General features: G+C 37.3%; 13 protein-coding genes and 1 pseudogene. 12 read left to right on the forward strand and 2 right to left on the reverse strand.

Annotated elements, in window-relative coordinates; genetic code table 11:
* Positions 1 to 121 precede the first annotated feature (121 nt).
* The 10 genes from QZ276_RS07795 to QZ276_RS07840 all read left to right on the forward strand — a co-directional run bounded on the left by QZ276_RS07795 (position 122) and on the right by QZ276_RS07840 (position 8329).
* On the forward strand, positions 122 to 625 hold the full coding sequence (locus tag QZ276_RS07795; protein WP_292486871.1) for a chemotaxis protein CheW: 504 nt from the start codon (positions 122 to 124) through the stop codon (positions 623 to 625).
* A 54-nt stretch (positions 626 to 679) separates the two neighbouring features.
* Positions 680 to 1036: a response regulator gene (locus QZ276_RS07800; RefSeq protein WP_292486872.1), complete on the forward strand. Its 357-nt coding sequence runs from the start codon at positions 680 to 682 to the stop codon at positions 1034 to 1036.
* A 2-nt stretch (positions 1037 to 1038) separates the two neighbouring features.
* Positions 1039 to 2130 carry a chemotaxis response regulator protein-glutamate methylesterase gene (locus QZ276_RS07805; RefSeq protein ID WP_292486874.1) on the forward strand — a complete coding sequence of 364 codons (1092 nt, stop codon included), beginning with the start codon at positions 1039 to 1041 and terminating at the stop codon, positions 2128 to 2130.
* 64 nt (positions 2131 to 2194) lie between these two features.
* A complete protein-coding gene (locus QZ276_RS07810) occupies positions 2195 to 4264 on the forward strand; it encodes a chemotaxis protein CheA (RefSeq protein WP_292486875.1) in 2070 nt (689 codons plus the stop codon).
* Positions 4265 to 4284: 20 nt separating this feature from the next.
* Complete coding sequence (locus QZ276_RS07815) at positions 4285 to 4896, forward strand: chemotaxis protein CheC (protein ID WP_292486877.1); 612 nt, start codon at positions 4285 to 4287, stop codon at positions 4894 to 4896.
* A gap of 43 nt (positions 4897 to 4939) precedes the next feature.
* Positions 4940 to 5761: a protein-glutamate O-methyltransferase CheR gene (locus QZ276_RS07820; protein ID WP_292486879.1), complete on the forward strand. Its 822-nt coding sequence runs from the start codon at positions 4940 to 4942 to the stop codon at positions 5759 to 5761.
* A 58-nt stretch (positions 5762 to 5819) separates the two neighbouring features.
* Positions 5820 to 6449 carry a chemotaxis protein CheC gene (locus QZ276_RS07825; protein ID WP_292486881.1) on the forward strand — a complete coding sequence of 210 codons (630 nt, stop codon included), beginning with the start codon at positions 5820 to 5822 and terminating at the stop codon, positions 6447 to 6449.
* Between the two features lie 46 nt (positions 6450 to 6495).
* A complete protein-coding gene (locus tag QZ276_RS07830) occupies positions 6496 to 7023 on the forward strand; it encodes a hypothetical protein (RefSeq protein WP_292486883.1) in 528 nt (175 codons plus the stop codon).
* A gap of 60 nt (positions 7024 to 7083) precedes the next feature.
* The gene (locus tag QZ276_RS07835; RefSeq protein ID WP_013194338.1) at positions 7084 to 7707 is read left to right on the forward strand and encodes a hypothetical protein; all 624 of its coding nucleotides are present in this window, start codon (positions 7084 to 7086) and stop codon (positions 7705 to 7707) included.
* Positions 7708 to 7723: 16 nt separating this feature from the next.
* On the forward strand, positions 7724 to 8329 hold the full coding sequence (locus QZ276_RS07840; protein WP_292486885.1) for a hypothetical protein: 606 nt from the start codon (positions 7724 to 7726) through the stop codon (positions 8327 to 8329).
* A 36-nt stretch (positions 8330 to 8365) separates the two neighbouring features.
* On the opposite strand, the gene ccsA is transcribed toward QZ276_RS07840, so the two are convergent.
* Positions 8366 to 9418, reverse strand: a complete 1053-nt coding sequence (ccsA, locus tag QZ276_RS07845; protein ID WP_292486886.1) for a cytochrome c biogenesis protein CcsA — start codon at positions 9416 to 9418, stop codon at positions 8366 to 8368.
* Positions 9419 to 9443: 25 nt separating this feature from the next.
* Positions 9444 to 10382, reverse strand: coding sequence for a cytochrome c-type biogenesis CcmF C-terminal domain-containing protein (locus tag QZ276_RS07850; protein WP_292486887.1), 939 nt, complete (start codon positions 10380 to 10382; stop codon positions 9444 to 9446).
* A 164-nt stretch (positions 10383 to 10546) separates the two neighbouring features.
* Here QZ276_RS07850 and QZ276_RS07855 point away from each other — a divergent pair, with 164 nt between their 5' ends.
* Together QZ276_RS07855 and QZ276_RS07860 are read left to right on the forward strand one after the other, a co-directional pair.
* A complete protein-coding gene (locus tag QZ276_RS07855; protein ID WP_292486888.1) occupies positions 10547 to 11095 on the forward strand; it encodes a CDP-2,3-bis-(O-geranylgeranyl)-sn-glycerol synthase in 549 nt (182 codons plus the stop codon).
* Between the two features lie 27 nt (positions 11096 to 11122).
* A pseudogene (locus QZ276_RS07860) lies at positions 11123 to 11256 on the forward strand (orotate phosphoribosyltransferase); the annotation flags it as partial.

Here is an 11256-nt window from a genome sequence, read left to right on the forward strand (position 1 = left end):
CAGACAACCTTAAAAAATCAGTGGAATTTTTCAAACTAGATTCTTCACAGATCCAGAATTCTGAAAACAGCGAGGAGGTCAACTAACCTACCTCCTTTTTTAATTTTTGAGGTGAAAACGGATGGAATACGAACAGGAAAAGGGTGCTGGTACAGTGGATAAGAACCTGCAGCTTGTTGCTTTCAATCTTGGTGACGAGGAATTTGGTGTAGACATAATGCAGGTTCAGGAAATTATTAGGACGCAGGAAGTTACACGTATACCTCAGGCGCCTGATTTTGTTAAAGGTGTTATCAATATACGCGGAAAGATTATTGTTGTTGTAAGTCTGGACAAGTGTCTCGGACTGGATTCCAGGGAAACCGATGAGCATTCAAGGATTATCGTGGTGGAAGTCGGTGGAAGTGTTGTCGGTATGGTCGTGGATTCTGTTAGTGAAATCTTAAGTATTCAGGAATCCAATATAGAACCAGCTCCTGATATTATCGCTTCCAAAATCAATGCCGATTACCTGAAAGGCGTCGGTAAACTGGAAAACCGTCTGCTTATTCTGCTCGACCTTGAAAAAATACTGACTGAAGAGCAGGTCAACCAGATTTCACAATTGAGTGAACAACAGGAATAAACATTAATTATTATTTTAATTAAATTAACAAAAGTTAAAGAAGGTGGATCATATATGGCTAAAGTAATGATTGTAGATGATGCCGCATTTATGCGCATGGTTATAAAGGATATCCTGACAAAAAATGGTCATGAAGTTGTTGCTGAAGCATCTGATGGTACAGAATCAGTTGAGAAATATCCAGAGTTGAAACCCGACCTTGTGTTTATGGATGTAGTTATGCCAACAATGGAAGGTACTGAAGCTCTCAAAAAGATAATGGATATGGATTCTGAAGCAAAAGTAATTATGTGCTCATCTATTGGTCAGCAATCAGTAGTTAAAGAAGCTATAGATATAGGTGCACAGGACTTTATTGTAAAACCCTTTGATGCTGATAAAGTAATGGAAGTTGTAAACAGAGTAGTATAAACATGACAATTAGAGCACTGGTAGTTGATGATTCTGCATTCATGCGTAAGGTCATTTCAGATATACTAAACAATGACCCAGAAATCACAGTAATAACAACTTCCAGAAACGGTCAGGAAGCTATAGAAAAAACAGAGAAACTAAAACCCGATGTCATCACTCTGGATAATCACATGCCGGTTCTCGACGGTCTGCATGCTCTTGGATATATCATGAGTGAATGCCCTACACCTGTTGTAATGTTAAGTGCTGTTGATGAAAAAGCAGCAGAAACTACACTTACTGCATTTGAATATGGTGCAGTTGATTTTATACAGAAACCATCCGGATCAATCAGTCTTGATATCGATTCAATGGCAGAGGAAATACGCCATAAGGTTAAATCAGCAACAAAAGTTGATCTGGGAAACCTTGGTTTCATGGAAGAACATGTTAAAAAGACGCTTGAGACTGAAAAAAGTGAAAAAGACGACCTAAAAGTCAAACTGAAATCAAAACCTGAAAAAACTGCATCAAAAAAAGTAGTTGCTATCGGTTCTTCCACAGGAGGACCCCGTGCACTTGAAAAATTAATCCCAAAACTACCGGGCAATCTCCCTGTTCCTGTGCTGGTTGTTCAGCATATGCCCGCCGGGTTCACAGATTCTTTTGCAAAAAGACTGAATCAGAAATCAAGTCTGGAAGTCCAGGAAGCAAAAGAAGGAGATGTGATAGAAAAAGGGATTGTGTATTTAGCCCCCGGAGATTATCACATGGAAGTTACAAAGAAGAATATTAAAGGTATTTCAAAAGAAGTCATTTCACTTAACCAAAAACCCAGAGAACATGGTGTAAGACCTTCTGTTAATGTATCGCTAAGGTCGCTAAAGCCTGTTTATGGTTCAGGTGTCTTGTCTGTGATATTAACCGGTATGGGTAGTGATGGTTCAGAGGGTGTTGCTGAACTAAATAAAAAAGGTGCCCAATGTATTGCAGAAGCTGAATCCTCCTGCATAATCTACGGAATGCCAAAAGCAATTGTAAACAGAGGACTGGCTGATTCTGTAGCATCTATAGACAATATAGCAAAAAAGGTTGTGGATATGATTGCATAAAATTGTGGGGTTTTGGATATGTATATAATAAAAACGTGTTACAAATTTACAGGAGTTATAAAATATGGAAATGTCTGAATATAAACAGGTTTTTCAGGCAGAATCCGATGAACATCTTCAACAGTTGAATGATTCGCTGTTGAAACTGGAACAATATCATGAAGACCTGGAACAAATTAATATAATGTTTCGTTCCGCTCATACCCTTAAAGGTATGGCATCTACAATGGGGTTCAGTTCCATTGCGGAATTGACCCATGAAATGGAAAATCTAATGGATGGCATACGCAACAAACAAATAAAACTGGATGATTCTATAATAGATATCCTTTTTGAATGTCTGGACACCATCGAATCACTGGTAGAAACCATTGACAGTGAAGATGATGTTGATATCTCTCACTTAAAGAATAACCTTAATAGTATAATAGAAAACGGTGGGTCAGGTCAGGAAACCCAAAACGAATCTGAACAGGTAGAAAAAGAAACCGAAGACGAAGAAACTACTATCAAGACTGGTTTTGAGTTAAATATTGATTTTTCAGATGAAGAGATACAACAGATTCAGGATGCAAATCAAAACGGTCTCAGTGTAATAGGTGCAAAAATTACACTTGATGATTCATGCATGTTAAAATCTGCACGGTCATCACTTGTACTCAAAAAAATCTCTGAATATGGAACTATCATAAAAACTATTCCTTCAATGGATGATTTGGATGAAGAGAATTTTGAAACTGAATTTAATGTTGTTTTCTCTACCGAAAATAATCAGGACACTATAAAAGAAGAAGTACAAAAAATCTCAGAAATACAAAATGTCACACTTTCAGTAATAAGTCTAGAAAATAAAGAACCATCTGAACCGTCCTGTGAAACAGATAATAAAAACGAGCCAAAAACCGAAACTCAATCCAGCAATACACAGGAACAGACACAATCCGGACAAGACACAAGCAAACGCTCAAGCGAGATGAAAAACGTTCAGAGTGTACGTATAGATATTGATAGACTTGACAATATGATGAACCTTGTTGGGGAACTTATTATTAACAAAATCCGGATTAACCAGTTGACATCTGATTACGATATTAAAGACCTTGACGATACACTGGCTGACCTTGACAGGCTTACAAATGATATCCAGACAGAAGTAATGGAATCCAGAATGGTCCCGATGGACCATATATTCAGCAGATTCCCCAGAATGGTCAGAGACCTTTCAAAATCTGAAGGTAAAAAAATCGACCTTAATATTGAAGGTAAAGATATTGAACTTGACCGGACAATACTCGATGAAATCGGAGACCCTCTGGTGCATCTTTTAAGAAATTCAGTTGACCATGGTATAGAGGAGCCGGAAAAACGAAGAGAAACAGGAAAAAGTGAAACCGGTCACATCCGACTTTCAGCATCAAGGCAAAGGAACAGCATCCTGATAGAAGTCGAAGATGACGGAAAAGGGATGAACCCTGATAAACTTAGAGAAACTGCTGTGAAAAAAGGATTAATGAGCCAATCCGAAGTTGACAGAATGTCTAATGAAGAGGCAATGAACCTTATTTTTACACCCGGATTCAGCGGAGCGGAAAAAGTCACAGATGTTTCTGGACGCGGTGTAGGAATGGATGCAGTCAAAGCCAAAATTGAAGAACTTGGGGGCAGTGTCAAAACCGAATCCGTTGAAGTTGAAGGAACAAAAATCCAGCTCCAGCTCCCACTTACAATTGCAATTATACAGTCCATTCTGGCAAAAGTGTCAGATGAAACCTATGTAATACCACTTACAAACGTTGTCAGGAATGTCAGTATCAAAGAAAGCGATATCAAGACCATAAAAGGCGAGGAAGCCATCCTGTTGAGAGGGGAAGTACTGCCTATTGTGCGGTTACATGATGTACTGAACACTTCTAAAAACAACCAGCAACAGGATAATGATGAACTTATTGTAGTTATTGTAGAAAGAATGGGCAAGAAAGTCGGGCTTATTGTTGATGACCTGATAGGAAAACAGGAAGTCATGATAAAAACACTGGACAATAAACTGCTCAAGAATACCAAAGGGTTTGCCGGTGCTACTATCCTTGGTAATGGAAACGTGGCTCTTATACTTGATATATCAACACTTATCTGAAACATTAATGAGGTTTAAATATGGAAGAAATCGACGAAATGACAAAGAGTGCTTTACAGGAAGCAGGGAATATTGGAATGGGAAACCTTGCTACTGCTCTTTCAAAAATGGTTTCACGTGAAGTGAAAATCAATATTCCCACTGTAGAAATGGTATCACTCGACCAGGTTGTTAAAGAGGCTTCAGAAGGTAGCCAAAAAAGTGTAGTTGGTATCCATTTAAAAATTACCGGTGATGTCACAGGTGGAACAGTGATATTACTTCCAAGATATTCAGCATTTTCTTTTTCCGACCTGCTTCTTAAAAAACCAGTAGGGAAAACAAACAAAATCACAAACAAAGAAACCATTAAACTGAAAGAAATGGGGCTTCGCATGTGTAGTACCTATATGAGTTCAGTTAACGAATTCCTGGGTACTAATCTGGAAGTAAGTAAACCCGAGATAGTAATTAATATGGATGGTGTGGGTTCATCTGTAAAAGAACAGTTACAAAGCCTTGCTGATGATTTTATAATTATCAGGGGCGAATGTACTATTCCCACCACGAATTCTAAAAAACATTTTAACATGCTCTTTGAACCAGAAGCTTCAGACGTCATAATGGCTGCTGTTATGAAAAAGATGACATGATAATGCTTGATATTAACAATTAAAACCAAAGAAGGATTTAGCTATGAACGAAACTGAAGTTGAAGATGAAAATTATTCTTCATTAAAGAGCCTTATAAACAAAAATCTTGGGTTTCATTGTGACCAGTATAAAGATACCCATTTTAAACGAAGAATTGCTGTAAGGATGAGGGCAACCAACTCTCAGGATTATTCTGAGTACATTAAGGTACTAAAAGACAACCCTGATGAATATAAAGACCTTATGAAAACCCTTACTGTCAATGTAACCAATTTTTTCAGAAATCCTGATTCATATCAAATTGTGGAAAATGAAGTATTACCGGAAATAATCAAATCCAAATCGAATTCCTCCAATAAATCCATCCGTATATGGAGTGCAGGATGCTCTATTGGTGTGGAAGCGTATTCTTTAGCCATAATCCTTCACCAGTTATTGAAGAATGAATTCAAAAAATACCGAATTAATATCATAGGAACTGATATTGACAACGAGGCTTTGTCCAGAGCAAAAGAAGGAAAATACACCGAAACAGAACTTAAAGGTGTAGATAATAAAATAATTGATAAATACTTTGAAAAAAAAAATGACTGGTATTTCATATCAGATGAACTAAAAAAGATTGCAAATTTTAAATGGCATGATTTGATTGCGGGCAAAAAAATGACCGGTTTCGACCTCATATTTTGTAGAAATGTCACCATTTATTTTGAAAAAGACCTCCAAGAAAAATTGTACATGAACTTTTACAATGCCTTGAACCAAGGCGGGTATTTTGTAATGGGCAAAACCGAAACGCTTGTAGGCGAATCTCAGAATTTGTTTAAACCATACAACTCCAGAGAGCGTATTTATTACAAATGATGTTTAAAAACACATCAAGTGAATAAAAAATTAGGACAGGTCCGAGAGTGTTGATAATATGAATATAAATGAATTATCGAATCTTCAAATAGATGCCATGAAGGAAATTGGAAACATTGGCATGGGAAATGCCACTACCTCACTATCAGAACTTACCGGTAAGAGGGTTCAATTGAACCTGTCCAGTATACAAAAACTTAATCCTTCAGCAATCATCCAGAACCTCCCCGAATCAATAACAATGACCTGTATTATGCATACTATAAAAGGTGATATTCAGGGTGTTATGTTAAATCTGTTTGAGATTAGCAATGCAATGGTTCTAACAAATCTGTTACTTTCAGAAACAGAGTATGAATATGACCCGGAGATGAATGAATCAGCATTGAACGAGATAAGTAATATCCTAACGGGTTCATATTTGACCTCGATATCCAGTTTTTTACAGGTTAATGGTCTGCATTCTGTACCACAGACTGTTACTGGTTCTATGGAAGATATTCTTGATACCGCATCCAGAGCAATGGGGCATGATATTGAAAACATGCCGAATCTGGAGACCATGTTTATGATACAGTCAATCGGTCATGAGAGCGGATTAAGTACCCTCTACGGAGATGTATTTTTCCTTATTAAACCTGAATCACTGGACAAATTGATTAAAACTGTTGATAATATGATGACATGATTTTTGTATAACACATATTAGCAAAACTGTTCAGGGTAGAAATTTAATGTCAAATATCTGGACCAAGTTTATACACAAAAAAAATACAGATGATATAAACAAAGATAACTCATTCCTTGATGAACTGGAACGTTTTATCGGCAACATTACAAATCACAATCATAATATCAAAAAAGAGGATGACCTCTCTGAACTGGAAAAAGATGATAACTATTCAGAAGTTGGATACAGTCAAGAACCTAACGGGGATATTGAAATTATAAAATGGAGTTCAAAAAGCCACTACGGACATGATATTCAGGATGAGACATATCCAGATGATGTTGTAAAACTTGTAAAAACACAGGATGTTTGCCTTTATTTGAAGTATTCTATTGTTTCAGAAGAGGTCGATGATGTACCTGTTGAGTCTGTAGAGGAAGCGGTATCAATAATTGAAGAGGACAATAACACAACAGAAGATATGTATCCAGACAACCCTGAACTCAAATGGACCAAAATCAAAGATATTCGACACCAACATGAAGATGTAATGGTAAAAAATAAAAAAAACAATAAATTATATATAAATTAATATAGTTTAAGAGAAATTTTATAAAAGGTAAATGAATAATCTACGGAGGAATTTAAAGTAATGATGGATATAGCTCTCTATTCCCTTGTTGACGATATGGTCAGCAAATCAGGGACTGAAGGTGTTGTTGAATACTGGTTACGTGTAGGTGAAAGTTATGCAGAAAGAATGGGAAAAGAAGCATATGTCGGATGGCCAGCTTTCAACGTTGCGATGAAAGAAGGAAGAACATCTCTTACAGTTGAAGGTGCTGTTAATGTTCTGACAGATTTGGCGATTACAGACAAGGATGGAGATGTGATTGGATATGTATACGCATTAAAAACCTGTCCTGTAGCACCCACAATGTCCAGATTTATTAAAAAAATTGGACCAATACACGATTCAGATAATGATGTGGCTGAAAATTACAACTCTCGTATCAGAGATTCGGCAGTTTCCAATTACTGCATAACTCATCAGAAATTCAGAGAGGTTGCTGCAAACAATATCACAGTATCCAAACAAGGTTTGGAATGTCTGCACCTTGCAAACAAGGGACGTCTTGGTGATGTCAAAATGGTGAAAGAAAATCTGGATAGAATCAATGTTGATGAAAGACATATTAAAAGTATACTTCGCAGTGCATCATGTGTGTTTGCATTGATTGTTAAAGGAAAAAGTGCAGGAGATGAAGAAGATTAAATAAAAGGTGATATTAATGTCTGAAGATATAGAATCCAATCCATTTGTAGATGTTTCAGTGTTCCTGTTTTTTGAAGACATTGCCGATAAACAGGGAGTAGAGGGTTTTACAAATTATATGGTGAGCCAGGCAGAATCCCTTGCTATGTCTGTCCCTGAAGAAGAATATGATACATGGGAAGACTTTGCGAATGCTGTGGTTGCAGGGGAATCCGTATTCTCATCATTTGAAAACATAAAACAAATCAGCAAATACGGATTTGTAACTGAAGAATGCCCGTTCTCCAAAGCTATCAGCGAATATATTAAACGTCTTGGAACAATGAATTCGGTGCATGATGAGGCTAAAGACCATTATAACCATACAATCCAGCCATCTGCAGCCCATAGCGGATGCATGATGCACCAGACATACCGTCAGGAAGTTGCCAAACGTATAAAAATCGGAGGCAAACCACTAAATTACGCCCAGATTGCATCAAAAGCGTATGCAGGAAATGTGGTCACACCACCTGAATCATGGAAAAAAGTACTGCTGGAAAAAGCAGGTATTTCTGAAACACAGGGATTTATGGAAATGCGTGAGAACGCATGCCTTTTTGCTCTCTATATGGATGAATAAAAGGAAAATGCCATTTCCTTATTCTGTTTTAATTTATTATTCCATATACTTGTTAACCAGCATAACAACACTCGATCCAAGCAAACTGATCAAGAAGATAGCAACTATAAAGCTTGTAGGAGTGAAATCCTGCCATGAATGTACCGAAGCCCATATACCGCTTCTTGTAACAAAAGTTGCAAATACCACCAGCACAAACGAAAAAATAGCCAGTGCAGGAGCGAAGTTTCTGATTTTATTACTACTGTGAATCTGGGTGTGCAGATAGGCAGTCGAAGTTATCCAGGGTATAAGAGATGAAGTTTCCACAGGGTCCCATGACCAGTACCATGCACCCCATCCCAGAACTTCATAAGCCCAGAATCCTCCGAGTCCAATTCCAAGTGTTAAAAACAGCCATGAAAACCTCATCCAGTGGGTGGCTATTTCTGTCCATCGATTATCATCCAGTATGAGACCGGCAAACGCCGAAGCAAAAGGAATAGTAATTGCTGCGTAACCAATAAACAGAACAGGAGGATGTATCGCCATCCAGGGGTTGCGAAGAAGAGGGTTCATACCCTGTCCGTAGGGAGCCTGGAATGCTGTAACAAATGGATTCCAGTTTGTAAGTTCTATTGTTCCTGAAGGCACGGCATGATACATCGAAAACGGGTTTTTGAGAACAAGAAGCAGTAAAAAAACCGATGCTATAAAAAGTGAAATGGTTACTGTAAGCTCATACAGTCTGGTACCTGAAAATTGCCTCTTGTACATTGTATATTTTAAAACCAATAGTATTACCAGTATAAACCATCCCCACAGAAGGAAAGACCCTTCCTGACCTGCCCATAGGGCAGATAATCGGTAATACCAGGTAAGGTCTGCACTCGAGTGCTGATAAACATAACTGTAGGCGGTTTGAACATGGAAAAGGTAGTAGCTGAGCAGGAATACTGCAATTGTAACCGCACCCGTAGCACCAACCTCAAGTCTACGGGACAGGGTCTTCAAATAACCCGAACCTTTAAAATAATGTAGAAGTGATGTGAGTCCTGCTCCAAGACAAAGTGTAAATGCTACCCAGATTAATATCATTCCTATATTCATAATTTAAAACATCCAGATTTGTCCATTACTCGGATTTGTTAATTTTTTCTTTATTCTTCAGATGACCTATTACCAAAAGTGATAAAATACCAAATGCCATCAAACATAATCCACCCCATACAAAAGTTATGAAAGGTACTGTTCTTGAATAGAGGTTTACTTTACCAGTCTCCATATCCACACCTTTGGGAGCAATAAAATACTCTTCCAGCAAATTTCGATGTATATAGGTAGTGGTGTAGGATTGGTCCCATTTTAAATCCCTGATAGATTTTACATTTCCGCTATCAAAATAATCCCCGTTTTTATAAACATCAAATGATATATCAGTTACATAGGCTGAACCCGGATGTGATTTGAACGGTTCTCCTTCAAATTGTGTGGATATTTTTGTAACACTCACACTGTAATCCTGCCCTTCAAAAAAACCTCTGGATTCGGTTGATACTACTGTGGAATCCTCGGCGGTCAAACCAGTGCTTAAAACCACCCCCAGCATAATCAGAACAAGACCCAGATGAATAATATGTGCGCTGATACTTCGGGTGTTTTTATATGGATTATATTTCCATCCTGTAACAGAGTATAATATGTTATAAAAGATAGCAATAATCGCAAGAACTGAGACTGGGATTATAAAATCTACAGGCAAACTGTTAAATGGTGACATGAACGCAAAAACAGCGGATAAAACTACTACACCAGATACAGTGACAAATAATTTTTTCTCGCTCAGTTTTCCAAGTAACAGATAAATTGAAAGCAGAATTATAAGCACTCCAGTAGGTAGAGCAGCCCTTATGTTAAAATAATAGGCATCCAGATTCATACTGTTTCCTGTTAAAAAGTCCACCAGAAGCGGTGTCAACATACCAACGGTTATCAAGGCCGCAAGCAATACAAAAACAAGCAATGCTACAAGCATGACATTGCTTTTTGTTAATATCTGTTTAATTTCGGTCATGAATATATGTACCCTGTTTACTTGCTTTTAGTTAATTATAAAAATAAAAGTTTACATTTACCTGATGTTGATGGAACTATACATATACGTAAAATAAAGTTTTGGTCAAAAAAGTAATTACTACAACAAATAAAACGATTTGAGTTGATAATACGATTGATTTAATAATTACTGCTGTATGGTTAATGCTGCCCGCCTATATACCAAGCCCAGCTGCAAGTTTATTCGGCGGTGGGAAACCACTTGATTTTAAAGTCTCTCTTAAAGACGGGGAAAGAGTTTTTGGTGATGGTAAAACCTTCAGAGGTCTATTTGCAGGTACTGTTATTGGACTGTTTATAGGAATAACACAAATGATACTGGTTTCAGGAGGATACTCCCCATTTGATATACAACTGCCCAAGTTTGGAAAATCTTTTATGGGCTCAATCTTGGTAATATTCTCACTTTCATTTGGTTCACTATTGGGTGACCTGTTCATGAGCTTTTTAAAACGAAGACTAAAGCTTAAAAGAGGTGCTCCGCTCCCTGTCATAGACCAGCTTGATTTTGTACTTGGCGCATGGTTACTGGTATATCTGGCATCTCCTGTCTGGTTTATCTCAAATTTTACATACAAAATAATTCTTATTGTACTGATACTTACTCCGCTACTTCATATAGTAACAAATGTAATAGGATATCTGATAGGTGTAAAAAAAGAACCCTGGTGATATAGAATAAAGAGAAGGTCAGGTAATATGAGCAATAATAAAGACCTAATTAAAGCACTCAAAGATTGTGGAGCAATTCAGATTGGTGAATTTATTCTCTCATCTGGTAAAAAAAGCAATTATTATGTAGATATTAAAAAAGCAAGCACCCAACCGGACAC

The sequence above is a fragment of the Methanohalobium sp. genome (genome assembly GCF_018609725.1).
Taxonomy (GTDB): Archaea; Halobacteriota; Methanosarcinia; order Methanosarcinales; family Methanosarcinaceae; genus Methanohalobium.